16 protein-coding genes, 1 tRNA gene and 1 pseudogene are annotated in these 18,394 nt (G+C 31.5%); 17 read left to right on the top strand and 1 reads right to left on the bottom strand.

Features of this window, described 5'->3' with window-relative positions; translation table 11 throughout:
- Window positions 1–151: 151 nt before the first annotated feature.
- The 3 genes from N4A68_12400 to N4A68_12390 all read left to right on the top strand — a co-directional run bounded on the left by N4A68_12400 (window position 152) and on the right by N4A68_12390 (window position 2,727).
- Window positions 152–1,123 carry a hypothetical protein gene (locus N4A68_12400; GenBank protein ID MCT4565096.1) on the top strand — a complete coding sequence of 324 codons (972 nt, stop codon included), beginning with the start codon at window positions 152–154 and terminating at the stop codon, window positions 1,121–1,123.
- A gap of 86 nt (window positions 1,124–1,209) precedes the next feature.
- A complete protein-coding gene (locus N4A68_12395) occupies window positions 1,210–1,608 on the top strand; it encodes a hypothetical protein (protein ID MCT4565095.1) in 399 nt (132 codons plus the stop codon).
- Window positions 1,609–2,409: 801 nt separating this feature from the next.
- Window positions 2,410–2,727: a hypothetical protein gene (locus N4A68_12390; protein ID MCT4565094.1), complete on the top strand. Its 318-nt coding sequence runs from the start codon at window positions 2,410–2,412 to the stop codon at window positions 2,725–2,727.
- A 257-nt stretch (window positions 2,728–2,984) separates the two neighbouring features.
- On the opposite strand, the pseudogene N4A68_12385 reads toward N4A68_12390, so the two are convergent.
- Window positions 2,985–3,449 (bottom strand): annotated as a pseudogene (locus tag N4A68_12385) (spore germination protein).
- Window positions 3,450–4,243: 794 nt separating this feature from the next.
- On the opposite strand from N4A68_12385, the gene N4A68_12380 reads away from it, so the two are divergent.
- From N4A68_12380 to N4A68_12315, 14 genes are all read left to right on the top strand, one after another.
- Window positions 4,244–6,220, top strand: a complete 1,977-nt coding sequence (locus tag N4A68_12380) for a methyl-accepting chemotaxis protein (protein ID MCT4565093.1) — start codon at window positions 4,244–4,246, stop codon at window positions 6,218–6,220.
- A 605-nt stretch (window positions 6,221–6,825) separates the two neighbouring features.
- A complete protein-coding gene (locus tag N4A68_12375; protein ID MCT4565092.1) occupies window positions 6,826–7,734 on the top strand; it encodes a YIEGIA family protein in 909 nt (302 codons plus the stop codon).
- 24 nt (window positions 7,735–7,758) lie between these two features.
- Complete coding sequence (locus N4A68_12370; GenBank protein ID MCT4565091.1) at window positions 7,759–7,950, top strand: hypothetical protein; 192 nt, start codon at window positions 7,759–7,761, stop codon at window positions 7,948–7,950.
- Between the two features lie 314 nt (window positions 7,951–8,264).
- Window positions 8,265–9,587 carry a DUF512 domain-containing protein gene (locus N4A68_12365; GenBank protein ID MCT4565090.1) on the top strand — a complete coding sequence of 441 codons (1,323 nt, stop codon included), beginning with the start codon at window positions 8,265–8,267 and terminating at the stop codon, window positions 9,585–9,587.
- A 31-nt stretch (window positions 9,588–9,618) separates the two neighbouring features.
- Window positions 9,619–10,932: a ribosome biogenesis GTPase Der gene (gene der / locus N4A68_12360; protein ID MCT4565089.1), complete on the top strand. Its 1,314-nt coding sequence runs from the start codon at window positions 9,619–9,621 to the stop codon at window positions 10,930–10,932.
- Between the two features lie 45 nt (window positions 10,933–10,977).
- The gene (locus N4A68_12355; GenBank protein MCT4565088.1) at window positions 10,978–12,006 is read left to right on the top strand and encodes an NAD(P)H-dependent glycerol-3-phosphate dehydrogenase; all 1,029 of its coding nucleotides are present in this window, start codon (window positions 10,978–10,980) and stop codon (window positions 12,004–12,006) included.
- Between the two features lie 307 nt (window positions 12,007–12,313).
- The gene (gene spoIVA, locus N4A68_12350; GenBank protein ID MCT4565087.1) at window positions 12,314–13,798 is read left to right on the top strand and encodes a stage IV sporulation protein A; all 1,485 of its coding nucleotides are present in this window, start codon (window positions 12,314–12,316) and stop codon (window positions 13,796–13,798) included.
- Window positions 13,799–13,971: 173 nt separating this feature from the next.
- Window positions 13,972–14,048: transfer RNA gene (locus tag N4A68_12345), tRNA-Pro, on the top strand.
- Window positions 14,049–14,227: 179 nt separating this feature from the next.
- The gene (locus N4A68_12340) at window positions 14,228–14,605 is read left to right on the top strand and encodes a hypothetical protein (GenBank protein ID MCT4565086.1); all 378 of its coding nucleotides are present in this window, start codon (window positions 14,228–14,230) and stop codon (window positions 14,603–14,605) included.
- A gap of 186 nt (window positions 14,606–14,791) precedes the next feature.
- A complete protein-coding gene (locus N4A68_12335) occupies window positions 14,792–16,036 on the top strand; it encodes a hypothetical protein (GenBank protein ID MCT4565085.1) in 1,245 nt (414 codons plus the stop codon).
- Between the two features lie 15 nt (window positions 16,037–16,051).
- Window positions 16,052–16,753: a YggS family pyridoxal phosphate-dependent enzyme gene (locus N4A68_12330; GenBank protein MCT4565084.1), complete on the top strand. Its 702-nt coding sequence runs from the start codon at window positions 16,052–16,054 to the stop codon at window positions 16,751–16,753.
- A 101-nt stretch (window positions 16,754–16,854) separates the two neighbouring features.
- Entirely contained in the window at window positions 16,855–17,295 is a 441-nt protein-coding gene (locus tag N4A68_12325) for a cell division protein SepF (GenBank protein ID MCT4565083.1), read from the top strand.
- 26 nt (window positions 17,296–17,321) lie between these two features.
- Entirely contained in the window at window positions 17,322–17,582 is a 261-nt protein-coding gene (locus N4A68_12320; GenBank protein ID MCT4565082.1) for a YggT family protein, read from the top strand.
- Window positions 17,583–17,595: 13 nt separating this feature from the next.
- Window positions 17,596–18,387, top strand: coding sequence for a YlmH/Sll1252 family protein (locus N4A68_12315; protein MCT4565081.1), 792 nt, complete (start codon window positions 17,596–17,598; stop codon window positions 18,385–18,387).
- The last annotated feature ends 7 nt before the right edge of the window (window positions 18,388–18,394 follow it).

The raw sequence follows: 18,394 nt of genomic DNA, 5'->3' as shown, positions 1-18,394 counted from the left end.
TGACAATATGGTTCTAAAACATAATTGTGTCAATAACTCCGTTCTTTAGACATAGAAATCTAGCAAGGGAACATACCAATACCAATACAACCACAGGGGACTAAGGACAGAAAAAATAACCCCAGAAAGAACAACAAAATATCACAACGACATGTTGGGCAGAACAATAGCCGAGACCGATAAAGACGGAAATGTAACAGCCCAAAACATATGGGGACACAAACCCCTTGCAAGGAAAATAAATGGAAAGTACTACTACTATCTATACAATGGACACGGGGATGTAGTGAAAATAGTAGATGAAAGTGGTAATATAGTAAATAGATACAAATATGATGAATGGGGCAACATTGTAGAAGAAACAGAAGAAATAGAAAACCCAATAAGATATGCAGGTGAATACTTTGATGCAGAAAGTTGGATGTATTACTTAAGAGCAAGGTATTATAGCCCTAAAACAGCAAGGTTTATATCAAAGGATAGTTACGAGGGAGATGTAACAGACCCACTAAGCATGAATCAGTATATATATTGTGTAAATAATCCACTGATATACATTGACCCGAGTGGACATTCACATACAGGGTTATGGAGTCCTAGATTTACAGAGGCATTGAATCCACCATTTGGCGGAATAAGTTGGGGAGATATAGTAGCTCCAGTTGTAACGTTTGGAAAAGAACTAGTATCAGGTGCAAAGTATGGATTAGGTACTTTAGCATTTGGAGTTACATGGAAAATGAGAACGATTGATGCTGGTGAAACTGAGGAAGATATAAGACGCTGGAAGATGAGTGAAAATAAAGAAGATGAGAAAGCTGAGAATAATCATGCTTCATCTGAAAATGAAGAGTCGATTAACCTTGATGATTTAAGGTCAAAGGGTGAACCTTATCCTAATCATGAGGTAAATAGCAGTGGTAAGGATTTACCTGGAAAAGGTGAGCCTAATTCATCGATGGATAAATTGAACCCAGATGGTACTGTAAAACAGAGAAGATATTATGGGAGAAATGGAAAAGCTCAAGAAGATATTGATTATAATCATTCAAATGGTGATGGTAGTCATACGTTTCCACATAGACATATTTGGGATTGGAATAAGATTCCTCCAAGACAGTAGATTTAAATTATTGCAAATGATATTTAATTACTAGTATATTAAAAATTTTAAAGCTGTAAATTTATTAATATTTAGGATGTGATAACGTGTCAAAAATACATGATAATGAAATAATATCATATGAAGTCGACTTGAAAAATCAAAAGATTATAATACACACTCAATATAATAGTTCAACATTAATAGAAAAGACAGATATAGTTTTTTCTAATGTTTTAGCTCACTATTTTGAAAATCAATTACAAGGCAGTATTATTTTCGACATAGAAGAATATGAGATTATTCAATTTATAGAAGATAATAGTGATTTATTAAAAAAACAGAAAAACTATTGTTGGCCAATGGACTATGATACTGTTGAAGAATTAGCAGAAATATTGTTAAAAGAGCAATATTCTTACTATGTGATTACTTCTTCGTATGGTTTAAGTGGATGGGTTGTATCTAAAAAATATGAAACTGAAGATTATACTCCACTAAAATAGGAGGTTTCATGATGGATAAGAATACTTTGTTTATAAGAAGCAAGGGGGTAGGAGTTAGTGCTTCTGAACAAAACAATTTGTTAGAATAATCAAAGGCTAATAGATATGCAAGAGAAGTAAAACAGGAATATATCATATAATATTTGGGGGAAAAATAGAACCTACTACCGCTACGATGATTTAGAGAAGTGTCTAGGGGACGGAGTTATTGACAATATGGTTCTAAAACATAATTGTGTCAATAACTCCGTTCTTTAGACATAGAAATCTAGCAAGGGAACATACCAATACCAATACAACCACAGGGGACTAAGGACAGAAAAAATAACCCCAGAAAAAACAACAAAATATCACAACGACATGCTGGGCAGAACAATAGCCGAGACCGATAAAGACGGAAATTCATGTTAAAGCTCCTAATCTACCAGAAGGAAGTCAATGGGAAAGAAATGTTTTAAATTCGTTTGCAGGCGGAAAATCGGAATTAAAAACATATGGAGAGGGAACAAAATTATACAGGATTGGTGATAAAAATGGAGGGTTTTGGTCACTTACCCCGCCTCCTGCAACTGAATTTGAGTGGAGAGTAAACACAGCTATAAAACAAGAATGGTGTAATAATGCAAGTAAGCTTTTTGAAATTACTATTCCCAAAGGGTCAAGTATATCAGGCTTAGACGGTACGGTTGGTTCTCAAGGAATGGGGTTATATGGTGGATCACATCAGATTTACATTGATTTTAAAGCTATTCCTGAAAGTAGGATTACTACTACACCATTAAAATAATATTGAGGTAGGTGATGCAAGTGTTAAACATATTGAGTACTAAGGAACATAGTGAACTAACTAACACATTAGAATTACTAAAGAAACATGTTGAAGAAATGTTGAAGGTTTCATCTGATTCCCTGTTAATTTGGCATAGAAATGAAATAAATGATTGGTTGAATTTTTTAATGGAACATAGGGATGTCGAAGAACTTCAATCACTTGAAAAAGAAGTAAATAATAGATTTTTTCATAAGTATAATGTTAGAATTGAGCCAAGGAATCTTGATAATGAGAGACTAGAAACATTTGAGAAACTAATTCGTAAATTTTATGTTATACTTCACTAATATTCTATAGCTTTAAGAATGATGTATTAATAGACCTTGATTGGCTTTATGGCTTTCGAGGTTTCTTTTTTATGGGTCTATCCAGTGCCGAATGATTCCAATAATACTACTAAGACAAACATAACCCATATAAGCCCTGTAAAAGACAAGGGGACAGGAGAGACCACTAAAAAACGTTGTAAATAAAAAACATGTTCAGGGGATGGAGTTATTGACAATATTGTTCTAAAACATAATGGTATCAACAACTCCGTCCCCTAACTTCTATGATGAAACAAGGATTTCTTTTTAAGTTCGATAGTTATAAGGATTGTTATAGGAAGAAGCACCTCAAAGAAGGAAGCATACCAGTACCACACTTCTACAACGTCGTAATAATCTATCATACTTTCGAATTCAAAGTATGCTAAATTTATCATTAATAATGAAATAGGCAGAACTATAAACCTATAATCATTACATTTAAGTACCTTAGCGATTCCCTTGCAACAGGCTAGTAGGTATATGTTCATCTTAATAAAGGCACCTATTGTGAACATTGCGCTGGGTATTATCTCTAGTCTTTGAAAAATCCACTCTATATGTATTCTTGAGACTGTTTTAAATGAAGGGAAATAGTAACTTTCGATTCCATTTAAACCCAGAACTAAGATGTTAGTTAAGGAGATTAAAAGTATTATTGTTCCACCAAAGAATAGGCTCTTTAAATATATTTTATAGGGAGAATCCTTTCCCCTAAATCTAAAATTCTAGTATAAACTTTAACTTATACAAGTCCAAAATGCCCAGAAACATCGCATATTTGTCCATGTATAAGTTATACGATGAAAACCCTATATAGATAATCACCATTAAGATTTAAAATATATTTCAGAGAAAATAATGAACGCTTCTACATTTTTTTTTCGAGATATATTAAACCTTGAAGTTGTTTATCTTTACACGTAGTTTTAAAATCCCAATAGCTATACCATCAAATATACTTCTATCTTAAGCAATTAAATCAAGAATCAGATTCCCATATTAAGCTTAGCTAAGTAAGCGTTATGCAATTCCCTCAAATATTATATAGTTTTTCCAAATTGACCATATTTATTTAGAAACTCTATTGTAATGCAAATTTAAATAGTATATTATGGTTAATAATGATTTCTTATTAAAGTGAGCAAATTGCATGTTTATCTTTACATGTAGTTCTAAAATCTTTAAATCTATACCATAAAATATGCTTATATCTTAAGTAATCAAATTAATGATGATGTTTGCATATTAGGCTTAGCCAAGTAAGAGTTATGCAATTTCCTCAAGTAATAGGAAAAGGGCTACTAGAGTAGAAATATCTATTAAGCTTATATTATTGATATAAATATGGGGAATTTAGTATAGAATTTAACTTATACTATGAGAACCCTATATATGGATAATATAAAACCTTTTAATTGTAGCAAGCGGCACTTAGAAGAATAAGTAAGGTACAACTAATTGAGAGATTATGACAAAATTAGGAGGAAAAAGAATGAGATTTTCTATTAGAGCTAAAATGAATTTGGTTTTTATCGTACTAATATTTTGTTTAATGATAACAATAGGGACTGGTTCTTACTTACAATCTAGGACAATTATTAAAGAAGATTTGAAGGCACTCTCTTCCAGTACCTTAAATGGAGTAATGGGTTCAATAGAAAGATATCTTAAGAACTATGAAAGTATTATTAAAATAGTTGCACATAATGGAAATATTAAAAGTGCTATAAGTCATCCAGAATATGAACCTTGGATCGTTGATTTATTTAAGAGTGCTATTAATTCTGGTGACGATATGAAGTGTGTTTATGTAGTACTTGAAGATAAGCGAGTAATATCGTATCCACAGCTAGATTTAAAGGATGATACTGATCCAAGATTGCGGCCGTGGTATCAACAAGCAAAGCAGGATAATAAATTGATTTGGACAAATCCATATAGAGATAAAAATACTAATGAACTAGTTATATCCCTTGCAATTCCTATATATGATGAAGTTGATAGTTTTATTGGTGTATTATCTATAGATATTAATCTTGATGATTTTGTTAAGTATATAAATAATCAAGAGCTAGGAGAAAATAGTTATTGCTTTATTTTAGATAGGAATAATAAATATATTAGTCATCCTAATCATGATTTAATAGCAAAAAAGATGTCTAATAGTACCTTAATTGATGTTGTAGAAGAAGGAAAAAGAGATACAGAAACAATAATAGATGGAGAAAAACACTATCTTTCGCAAAAACGTATTGAAAATCTGGGATGGATTGTAGTAACAGATTTATCCTCAAAGGATGTATTATCAAGGGCCCATACTATTTTGCATACAACAGCTTTGGTTGGCGGAATAGCTTTATTATTTACTGTTATAGGTACATATATTTTCTCAAATTATTTTAAAGGAGCAATTTATAAGATCTTAGATGGGATGAGAGGATTAAAGAATGGCGAATTAAGGACGGAAGTAATTATAAATTCTAATGATGAATTCAAAGATTTATCTGATCATTTCAATGAGACTATTTATAATTTATCAATTTTGATTAAAAATATTCAGGATACATCCGACAATGGCACGGGGCTATCGGAAAATTTGACGGCAATATCTCAAGAATGTACCGCAATATCGGAAACCATAACAGATAGGATAGTAGAAATTTCTGAAGAAAGTACTAAACAAGTAGATAGGAGTAAAACTGGATCTAATATGATGAAAGAATTGGCCATATTATTAAATGATCTTTCACAGCAGTTCAGTAAAATTATTTCTTTTTCAAAACAGGTTCAAATATCAAATAAAGAGGGAATAAGTACAATAGAAGAACTGAAGGTGAAAAATAATAAGACAACAAATTCGATTACTAGGGTAAATACAATAGTGAACGATTTAGAAGAAAAATCAAGAGACGTGGAAGTTATTCTTGAAACAATATTTTCAATTGCAGAGGAAACAAATCTTTTAGCATTAAATGCATCTATTGAAGCTTCAAGGGCTGGTGAACATGGAAGAGGTTTCTCAGTAGTAGCTGAATCAATTAAACATCTAGCAGAACAATCGGCTCAAGCCGTAAAAAATATTAGTAGTATTTTAAAAGATATACAAGGAGCTTCAAATAAGATTGTAATGTCTATGGAAGAAGCAAATATAGTTGTGCAGCAACAAAGTGATACTGTTGAAAAAGTTAATGATAGTTTTATTACCATCGACAATAACATTCAGAAATTACCCAATATCACGGATGAAATCAGCCAAATGATTGAAAAAATGGAATATTCAAAGGAAACTACATTGACAATGATTGAAGAAGTGACAAATACCTTTGAAAATTCTGCTACAAGCTTAGAGGAAATTAGAACATCAATATATAGCCAAAATGAAGTGATTAATGAGGTGGCTAGTATTGCAATACAATTGAATGAAAAATCCTCAGAATTAAATAGTAGGCTAAAGAAGTTCCATATATAAATAATGACTTAGAAGATGAGAGTTCTGCTATTGGCTGATTATATGAAAACTGGACAGTCAAAAGAAATGAAAAATCATTTTGTCCAACATTGTTTATTCTTAGTGAGTATATCTTTTATTTTCACTTATGGTATTTTTCTGCTTTTTTTAAATATAGATTAGAGCTAAAAGTTATTTAGCTCTTAGGCTGTTGACAAACTCGAATTTCTTCGTTGTTGCTTCAACCAAGAACCCTTACGTATGTCTGTATACGCTACGGCCTCTCGGTTTCAGCACGCCTCGAACTTCGAATTTCTCAACAGCCTGACATCTTGTTGACTTTGTCAACAATCTGAGAGCTAAAAGTTATTTAGCTCTATTTTTGTTATTGATATTAGAATTATGATATATGAGGGAATGGCAAGTTTTTAATCGAAGCAGGAAGACGCCACTTATTAAAGATTGCTATCCTATGGGAATGGTGATCAAAATATCCAATAATAGTTTCTGAACCATTAAAGGGCCTTTCGATGTAGGAATATCAATCTTTTTCAATATTTTAATATCTTTTTTTCATATTTAATATTTTACTGAGGAAAAATATTAAATATGAAGGGAGGTATTTGATGGAAAATTATATGATTTCCATAATATTGTCAATTATAATCGGTGTTTTTGCCCGTGCTTATATGATGAAAATTGATCATAGGCAGTATCCGAGCTATCCACAGGGTTTTTTATCACATATTACATTGGGACTAATAGCTGCATCCCTTGGAGCTGTAGCTATACCAGCGTTGGGAACTAAGGAATTTGGAGCAGTTACTTTTTTATCATTAGCGGCACAGCAATTTAGAGATGTACGAAATATGGAAAGACAGAGTTTAGATAATATTGAACCAACAGAACTAGTACCTAGGGGTACAGCTTACATAGAGGATATAGCCAAAGCCTTTGAAGCTAGAAATTATATGGTGATGTTGACATCACTTCTAACGAGCTTATCTATGAATATATCTAGATATTTAAAAGGTGGACAGCAAATGCAAATTATAACGGGTATTATTGTGGGAATTTTAGCGATGACAGTTTTGAAGAGATTTTTAACAAGACAATTAATTGGTGAAATAGCGGAGGTGAAACCTGGAAAAATAAGTTTTGACGGCCCATTATTAATTATTAACGATGTAATAATCATGAACATAGGGCTAACTGGATCAAGAAAAATATACGAGGAAAGAGGTATAGCCGTTGAAATAGTACCTAAAGATCCTAGTGCCAGTTCTACTTTATCAAATATTGGGCAAAGACAGGCAATACAGCATCAAGCAGCCACACAATTGGGTATTAGAAAGGATATAGATGAGCCGGATTTTACTCCATTGGCCAGGAGAAATCCTCACAATGGGAATTTAGTTATGGCGCTTATACCTATGGAACCCAATGTGGATTTATTGGTAGATGTTGTAAAAAAGACCCCTGTATTAGAAACCTGTAAAAGGAAACCAAGGGGGAAACATTTGCAAGAAGGTTAAATAGAGTAGGGAAAGGAGATATATATGGATTTTGGAATAAAGGAAAATATAATTGCCCTTGTTTCATTAAATAAAAATGTATCGTCGGCTACAGCACCAATATTTTTTGTGGATAGTTTAGAAAAACAGGAGGAAACGGCATTACTGATAGCAAAAATAACAATGGGCATGGTTCATGATCTTAGAAATGGAGTTTATGTAATAGTAAGACACTAACAAAGTGCCAGGGGCACTTTGTTAGTTGCAAGTTCCATGTTACAAGTCGCAAGCCTTTGGTCATTCTTTTAAGTTTTAAAATGCCTAAAGATTCGTAGCAGATTTTGAAATATGACCTAAAAGAATGACTTTTAAAACTTGTAACTTGTAACTTGCAACTTGGAACCAACAAAGCAGCTTTGGTCGTCTTTGTACTTAAACAGCTTGACTATTCTTAAACTTCCATTATAATAAAACGAGAATGTAAATATTGAAATTATTTATTGAGGGAATTGCATATGCAATTTACTCTATTAATTAAAGCAGGTGTTTGGATGGATAAAAAGAAATATAATAATATAATATCTAATATTGAACAAGATAGTATAGCAGAGGAAATGGGCATAGAAAAAGGAGATATACTCGTTAGTATTAACGGTAAAAAGATACTAGATGTTCTAGATTATTTATTTTTAATTTCTGATGACTATTTGGAAGTTGAGATTGAAAAGAAGGATGGAGAAGTTTGGGTCTTAGAAATAGATAAAGATTATGATGAAGATCTCGGTATCGAATTTGAAAATCCTATTTTAGATAAAGCGAAGTTCTGTAAAAATAAATGTATTTTTTGTTTTGTTGATCAATTACCTAAAAATATGCGAAAGAGCTTATATTTTAAGGATGATGACTCGAGATTGTCCTTTCTCCAAGGTAATTTTGTTACTTTGACTAATTTAAGTGATGCAGATATAGATAGAATTATTGAATACAATATAAGTCCAATTAACGTTTCTATTCATACCACCAATCCAGAGCTAAGAGTCAAAATGTTAAATAACAAAAATGCAGGAAATGTACTAGAAAGAATTAAGAAGTTAACTGAAAATCGTATAATTATTAATGGACAAATAGTACTTTGTCCGGGAGTAAATGATGGTATAGAGTTAGATAGAACAATAGAAGACCTATATGGTTTGTATCCCAATATATGTAGTATGGCAATTGTTCCTGTGGGAGTCACAAAGTTTAGAGAAAACTTATATCCCATGGAGATTTTTGATAAAGAAAAGGCAACTAAAGTTATTAACCAAATCGATAATTGGCATAGATTATTAAAACGAAAAATAGGTACTAATTTTGTGCATTTATCAGATGAGTTTTACGTTTTAGCTGAAAAAGCTTTGCCACATTATGAGGATTATGAGGGATTTCCCCAGATAGAAAATGGTGTAGGTTTAATTAAAAAGATGGAGTACGAGTTTGACCAATACTTAAAGGAGTTACCTGATAATTTAGAGGTAGATAAGACAATTACTATTGTGACTGGAGTTTCAGCTTCTAAGTTTATTAAAGAATTAGCAAGTAAATTGACCCATAAAATTGCAAAGCTAAAACTTCAAGTGGTACCTATTATAAATGAGTTTTTTGGTGAAACTATAACTGTTTCAGGACTAATAACTGGACAAGACATTATAAAACAATTACAGAATAGGGAAGTGGGAGATAGGCTTGTTATTCCTAAGAGTATGTTAAAATCCGATGAGCCTATATTTTTAGATGATGTTACCGTAGAGGATATTGAAAAAGCATTCAATAAAGATGTTGTGATTTGTGGTATTGAAGGGAAATCTTTTATTGAAAGTATTATATTAAAATAGAAAACAAATTTGAATTAGTGGAGGAATAAATATGGGAAAACCTGTTGTTGCGGTGGTTGGTAGACCAAATGTTGGAAAATCGACATTTTTTAATAAGATCGCGGGAAAGAGAATATCTATAGTTGAAGATAAACCAGGTGTCACTAGGGACAGAATATATGCGGATGCGGAATGGCTTAATAACAAATTTACACTAATAGATACTGGAGGAATAGAGCCCGATTCAAAGGATATAATTATTTCTCAAATGAAAACACAGGCTGAAATTGCTATGGATATGGCACATGTCATAGTATTCATGGTAGATGGAAGATCAGGCATAACTAATGCCGATGAAGAAATAGCCAATATTCTTAGAAGAACAAATAAGCCCATTGTTCTCGTAGTAAATAAGGTTGACAGCAATAAGCTTCCAGAGGACTTTTATGATTTTTACACATTAGGTTTAGGTGAACCAATACCCATATCTTCAGTAAATGCTTTAAATCTTGGGGATCTTCTTGATGAAATAATAAATAAATTTCCAGAAGATGTTGATACGGACTACGAAGAAGATGTTATTAAGGTCGCAGTGATTGGGAAGCCAAATGTGGGAAAATCCTCTTTGATCAATACTATCTTGGGTGAAAATAGAGTTATAGTTAGTGATATTGCAGGAACAACAAGGGATGCAATCGATACTCCCTTTGAATTTAATGAGGATAAATATGTTTTTATAGATACTGCAGGGATTAGAAGAAAAAGTAAGGTATATGAGAATGTTGAAAAATATAGTGTTATTAGATCATTAACAGCTATTGAAAGAAGTGATGTTTGTCTAATTCTTATTGATGCTGTAGAAGGAGTAACAGAACAGGACAAAAGAATTGCTGGTTATGCCCACGAGGCAGGTAAGGCAGCAATAATTGTTGTTAATAAGTGGGATTTAATTGAAAAAAATAACTATACATATAATGATTATTCAAAAAAAATCCGTAATGAATTAGCATATATGACATATGCACCTATATTATTTATATCTGCAAAAACTAAGCAAAGAGTGGATAAGGTTTTGGAGTATATAAAATATGTATCAAATCAACATTCTATGAGAATATCTACTGGTGCGTTAAATGATTTGATTAGTGAGGCTATACTTTTAAATCAGCCTCCATCAGATAAGGGTAAGAGGTTAAAAATATACTATGGGACTCAGGTTGGTGTAAAACCGCCAACATTTGTTTTGTTTGTTAATGACATAGAATTAGCACATTTTTCATATATAAGATATTTAGAAAATCAAGTAAGACAAAATTATAACTTTGAGGGGACACCAATTGTAATGCAATGCAAGGCTAAAAAATAAAAGTAAAACCATAGTTTTAGATTTGTATAGAAAGTGGGTTTGAGGATGAAAGAAAAAATAGCAGTCTTAGGGTCAGGCAGTTGGGGAACTGCATTATCAATTCTACTAGCTGATAAAGGTCATGATATTAATCTGTGGGGGAGAAATCATGAACACATTGAAAGCCTAAGAACTTCTAGAGAAAATACAAAATATTTACCCGATGTTAAGCTTCCTGAGAATATAAATATTCACAATGATATAGTACATTGCGTAAATGAATGCTCTATTATAGTTTTAGCTGTTTCATCACAAGGTATAAGGGATGTAATGGAAAAAATTAAGGGACGCGTTGATGGAAAGCAAATATTTGTTAATGTATCTAAAGGAATTGAAAATAGTACTCTACTAAGAATCTCAGAAATTGTTAGCAGTTATTATCCAGATAACCATTATGTCGCTTTTTCAGGGCCCTCACATGCAGAGGAAGTGTGTAAAGGGATACCTACAACAATAGTTTCAGCTTCGAAAAGTAGGTTTGCTGCGGAGTTTGTTCAAGATGTATTTATAACCCCTAGACTGAGGGTTTATACGAATCCAGATGTAGTTGGAGTGGAATTAGGAGGCTCTCTTAAAAATGTAATAGCATTAGGCGCAGGGATATGTGATGGGCTTGGATATGGAGACAATGCTAAGGCTGCCCTTATGACAAGGGGTATCAGAGAGATAGCTAGACTGGGGCAAGCAATGGGAGCAGACGTAAGTACCTTTACGGGATTAACAGGAATTGGAGATTTGATAGTTACTTGTACCAGTATGCATAGTAGAAATAGAAGGTGTGGAATACAGCTTGGACAAGGTAAGTCATTAGAAGAAGCTGTATCATCTATTGGTATGGTAGTAGAAGGGGTATACACTACAAAGGCTGCATATGCGTTATCCAAGGAGTATAATATTGAAATGCCAATAACAAATGAAATATACAAGATTCTATATGAAGGATGCTCAGCAAAAGAAGCTGTAAGCAATTTGATGCTTAGAAGTAAAACCCATGAAATAGAAGAGGTCATGGAGGATTTTATAGATACTTGGTAGTATAAATGTATTTTGAGATGTATTTGTAGTTCTAAGTTCTAAGATTCAAAGTATTCTTTGGAGAAAAAATTAAAAATGTTGATATAGTGAAGATATCTATTTATCCTAATAGATATCTTTTTATTTTTTGTACCTATTAGAATGACCCAAAACTTAGAACTTTGAACTTACCATTTATAACTTAAGCAGTTGCATTGTGTTTTTTTGTACAATCAAAGTCATATTTTAGTGATAAAGACATATATTTATAATGTTAATAATAATTGAAATAGAAATGTATACAAACTATTTATAAAGGAGGGTAACGATGGAACGGTTCGACATATATAAAGATATATCGGAAAGAACCCAGGGAGACATATACATAGGAGTAGTAGGACCTGTAAGAACTGGAAAATCAACATTCATAAAGAGGTTTATGGACTTACTTGTTATACCCAACATAGAAAATGTATATAGAAAAGAAAGAACTAAGGATGAATTACCACAAAGCGGAACTGGAAAAACTATTATGACAACGGAGCCTAAATTTGTGCCAAATGAAGCTATAGAGATATTATTAAAGGATAATGCAAAATTTAAAGTAAGAATGATTGATTGTGTTGGTTATCTAGTTAAGGGTGCTTTAGGCCATCAAGAGGAAGGTCTGCCTAGGATGGTAATGACTCCATGGTTTGAAAATGAAATACCATTTGAGGAAGCCGCAGAAATAGGGACTAAGAAGGTTATAACTGATCATTCAACAATTGGATTAATGGTGACCACCGACGGTTCTATAACAGATATTGACAGGGATAATTATATAGAGTCTGAAGAAAGGGTAGTAAAGGAACTGAAGGAACTTAAAAAACCATTTGTGATACTGCTTAATTCCATAGATCCAAGTTCCAATGAAGCAGTAAAGCTAAAGGCTGAGTTAGAAGAAAAACATAATGTTCCTGTGATACCATTAAATTGTGCAAGGATGGAAATAGAAGATATAAATACTGTATTACAGAAAATTCTATTTGAGTTCCCAGTAAGAGAAATATCCATCAATTTACCTAAATGGATAGAGGGTCTAGATCCAAATCATTGGCTGAAGAATCAAATATTATACACCATAAAGTCAGCCCTTGATAACACAGAAAAAATTAAGGATATTGACAATCTAACATACCAGTTTGAAGGCGAGAATGTAGAAGTTTTAACCGGTGCAGAAATAAGTAACATCGATCTAGGCAAAGGTATAGCAAACGTAAAAATGCACACCAAGGAAGGCTTATTTTATGAGATATTACAAGAACTTACAGGATATAAGATTGAAGGTGACCATCAGCTTCTAAGTCTAATGAAATCCTTCTCCAAGGCTAAAAAGGAATATGATAGAGTCGAAGAAGCAATCAATAGTGCCAAAACCCTTGGATATGGCGTTGTGCCACCGGGCTTAGATGAAATGCAGCTTGATGAGCCAGAGATATTTAAGCAGGGAAGTAGATTTGGAGTGAAACTAAGGGCCAATGCTCCATCCTTACATATGATTAGAGCAGATATTACCACTGAAGTATCACCACTTGTAGGAACAGAGAAGCAAAGTGAAGATTTACTCAATTACATGATGAAGGAATTTGAAACTGATCCTAAGCAGATATGGGAAACAAACATGTTCGGGAAATCTTTACATGATCTAGTGAAGGAACAGCTTCAAAGTAAGCTATTTATGATGCCCGATGATGTTAGATTCAAGCTTCAAAAAACACTTCAAAAGATCATAGATGAAGGTAGTAGAAATCTAATATGTATTATCATTTAACAAACAATAAATATAATGATATGGGGGGATATAAATCCCTCTATATTAGTGTATAGATATGGATTAATCTAAAGAGTGAGGAAGGACTAAAAGATATAGATAATTGTGAAAAAAGTAAAATATGTACTTGATATATATTTTTATTTATGTATAATATATATGTAAGATATTATCTGGGTGTAGCGCAGTTTGGTAGCGCACCAGAATGGGGTTCTGGTGGTCGGAGGTTCGAATCCTCTCACCCAGACCAATATACTATGGCATAGGCCATAGGTTTTTCTTTTTATTCTTACTAATTAAATAAATATAATGAAAAGATATAGTACTTAAGAGAATAGTAGTAAAGTTTAATCCAAGCTTAAGCAAACCGACCCCACAAGTAAATTTTAAACTAACAAAGTACATCTTTGTTATAAAAAAGGTGATGATATGTATTATATAGACCAGTTATTACAAGTTTCTATTGTACTATTCATTGTATCCATATTTGGATATTTATTATCTGTATTAAAGGAAAAAAAGGATTTGATTAATAACGAGATCATTTTTCAAAGTGATAAAATCTCTCAGAGTTTTTTAGATGAGTTGGATCTGAAAATATTTAAGCTTGGCAATTTAAATCTATCTATTGGAGACCAAATAAAGATATATTTAAAAAATAACAATTCTATTAAAGGAACGGTTTTGGGAGCTAAAACAAAGGAAAATATTCTTTGTATTCTTACATTAGAAGATAAAGTCATTGAGCTTAAGGTAAGTAAAATAAAAAAATTAAGAATACTAAGTAGATATGGCAGGATATTTTAGACTACATTTAAGTAGTCTTTATCATTTTTTGACATTTTACAACATATCGGGACTAAATTACTATACAAAAATTATAATTATCTAGAGGAAAAATAGTATAAATGAAGAATTAATAATCAAAGGTGATTATATGGAGATTGAAACCATATATTTATCCTTAAGAATTCATTATCAATAGGTGATAGAATGAAAAAACAATTTAAATTATATCGTTTTGTGTTTTTTTCCATGGTTCTTTTATATTTTGCCTATAAACTTATATTTGGAGTTATACTTAAGTCGCCTAGCACTGAAATTGTAAAGTTTGGTGAGCTTAGTACACAAAAAGAATATGAGTGTTTAATTGTAAGAGATGAAAAAATAGTAAAATCCACAAGTGAGGGAAATATAAAATATTATGCTGAAGAGGGAGAAAAGGTAGAAAAATATTATAAAATATGTGAAATATACACCTCCGATGTAAATGATAAGGATAGGGAAAAAATTAAAGAACTAAGTAGTAGAATTGATGATATAGAAGATAGTAAAAATACTTTGTTTGAAGTAGATGTTGATAAGCTGGATGATGAGATAGATATACTTATAAATGATATAAGAAATGCTAGAATACAAGGTGATTTTGTAAAAGTTAACGGGCTCAGAAGTAGTTTGGAAAACAAAATCAATAAAAAAAGAAGAATTAGCGGAGATAAAAGCTTTTCAGGAGCAAATTTAGAAAAGCTTCAGGGAGAAAAAAGTAAATTAGAGAACAAGATCAAGAATTCTATATTGGAAATAAACAGTCCAGAATCAGGAATTATTAGTTACTATATTGATGGATATGAGGAAATACTTACTCCCCATAACTTAGGGAAATTGGAATATAAAATCATACAATCAATGGATGATACTTCAGATAAGCTAAAGTATGAGAAAGTAATATACAATCAAAAGATATTTAAAATAACTGATAATACTGCTTGGTATACGGTTATTATTACAGACTTTGATGATGCCGATACTTTTAAATTAGGTAGGCAAATATCTATAGATATTTTAGATGCAAGAATTAAGGGAAAGATAATCGATAAGCTGCATGATGAAACAAAAAGCTTTATAATAGTAAAGACAAATCAATATGTAAGTGGTTTTAATAAAATAAGGAAGGCAAATTTGAACATAGTAAAAGAACAGTATGAAGGATTAAAAATTTGCAAAGATTCTATAATAGAAAAAGAAGATCAGATGGGAGTATATGTACTCAATGTAAATAGAAAAGCTGTATTTAAGCCAATTAAAGTTTTAGGCTACAATGATGATTATGCAATAATTAGAAATAGTTTTTTTGATGTCAAAGATGGAGAATCATCAAAACGTATTTATACTGTAAAATTATATGATGAAATCTTACGATATGGAAAAAAATATAAAGAAGGAGATATTATATATTAAATAAGGAGGGTGAAAATGGAAGTGATTGACAATAACATTAATCATGTTCTAGATAATATAAAGCAGGCATGTGAAAAGTCTAATAGAAATCCTAATGAAGTAAAGCTTATAGCGGTGACTAAAACCATAGATGCTGAAAGAATTAATGAAGCATTAAAAACCGGTATAGATGCAATAGGGGAGAATAAGGTGCAAGAGATAATGGAAAAATATGAAAAAATAGACCGTGATCCCCAGTGGCATCTTATAGGACACCTTCAAACAAATAAAGTGAAGTATATTATAGATAAAGTCCATTTAATACATTCGTTGGATAGTTTACGTTTAGCCCAGGAGCTTGATAAAAGAGCAAAGAATATTGATAGAATTATGGATGTGTTGATTCAAGTTAATGTGGCCAATGATGATGCAAAGTTTGGAATAAAATGTAACGAAATAAATGAGTTTATTAGGGCAATGGCATCGTTTGAGAATATAAGGGTTCAAGGGCTGATGTCCATTGTACCATATGCTAGTAATACTGAAGAGGTTAGACCATATTTTAGAAAAATGAAAGAAACCTTTGATAGTCTAAAAAATTCGGAATATGATAATATTAATATGAATTATTTATCTATGGGGATGACTAATGACTATGTTGTGGCAATAGAAGAAGGCTCAAATATGGTTAGAGTTGGGACAGGCATATTTGGTGAAAGAGATTATACTAGAAAATAGTTAAGGTTTTACTTAGCAATTAGGGTTTGCCTTCACAAATAAATAGAAAGAAGGTTTCCAAAACAAATAAATTTGCAAATCAAAATATAAGGAGGGGCAATATGTCAGGGAAATTTTTCGATAAAGTAAAGTTCTTTATGGGATTAGATGAATATGATGAAGAAGAGATGGCAGATGATGATATACAAGAACCGGTACATAGTGCAATTAGTGCAAGTCAACCAGTTAAACAAAAAATAGTTAGTATACATACAAGCCAGCAAATGAAGGTAGTAATCTATGAACCCATAGATTTTGAAGAAGCTCCGGATATTGTGGATAACTTAAAAAATCGAAAGCCTGTAATAATTAATCTGGAAAAATTAGATCAAGAATTGGCTAAAAAGATATTTGATTTTTTAAATGGTGCTATTTATGCGTTAGATGGTCAGATTCAGAAAGTTTCAAAGGGTATATTTATATTGGCTCCAAACAATATAGATGTTTCAGGTAATTTTAGAGAGGAACTTAGTAATAAAGGTATTTTTCCATGGAATAAATAGAATAAGTAGAATTGGAAGGTGATAAGATGTGGAGATTGAGTGAGGCAATCAGTTATTTTATAAGGGTATTAAATTTCCTTATTATTGCTAGGGCGTTATTTTCTTGGTTTAGTAGAGATTACTCAAATCCAATATATAATTTTTTATATCAGATAACGGAACCAATTTTGGCACCCTTTAGAATGCTTCAAGAAAAGATAGGTTTTAGGGGAATGATTGATTTTTCTCCAATATTAGCTATTATAACATTGGACATTCTAGGAAATTTGATTAGAGGACTACTATAGAAAGTGTGATTTTTTGGACAGAAAAGATATTGTGGCTAGATATTCCCTAAATGATAAGTATGAAATTGAACTTTTTAAAGCTCTTGATAAAATTGAAATATCTGTAAAAAAGAATATATTTAAATACACGGATTTCTTAGATCCCTATTTAGCATCTATATGCAATGAAATTTTAAGAACGGAATTTGGCTATGTAAATTTTAAGATTACTGGCGGTTATGAAGATGCTGAGAGAAAAATTATAATTTTGTATCCAGATTATCATTATGAATTAGAAGATTATACCCCTATGAAGGTTATTAGAATTGATAAAATTCCTAAAGGAAGCAGCTTTGATCATAGACAAGTGCTAGGGTCTGTATTAGGTTTAGGATTAAAAAGAGAAAAAATAGGAGATATTATAATTAATGATAATAATATACAAATAATAGTATCAGAGGAAATTGCTAGCTATGTTCAGATGAATATGAATCAAATTGGTAGATATAAAGTAGATACTAGTATTGATGAAATACAAGGCATTGTGCCTAAGGAAAATAGTTTCATGACAATAACTGATACAGTTAAATCCCTAAGATTAGATTCTGTTTCTTCTGCGGGGTTTAAAATATCTAGATCTAAAACCTTGACAGATATAAAGAAGGAAAAGCTAAAGGTTAACTTTTTACCAGTTGTTTCACCTTCATATAACGTTAAAGAGGGTGACTTGATATCATATAGAGGAAAAGGAAGAATAATTCTAGATAAAGTTTTAGGAAAAACAAAAAAAGATAGATATAAAATATCCATTAAAAAATTCATGTAAAAGCTAA

Origin of the sequence: Maledivibacter sp. (genome assembly GCA_025210375.1) — a bacterium.
Lineage (GTDB): Bacteria > Bacillota > Clostridia > Peptostreptococcales > Caminicellaceae > JAOASB01.
This window is presented reverse-complemented; position numbering and strand designations above follow the sequence as displayed.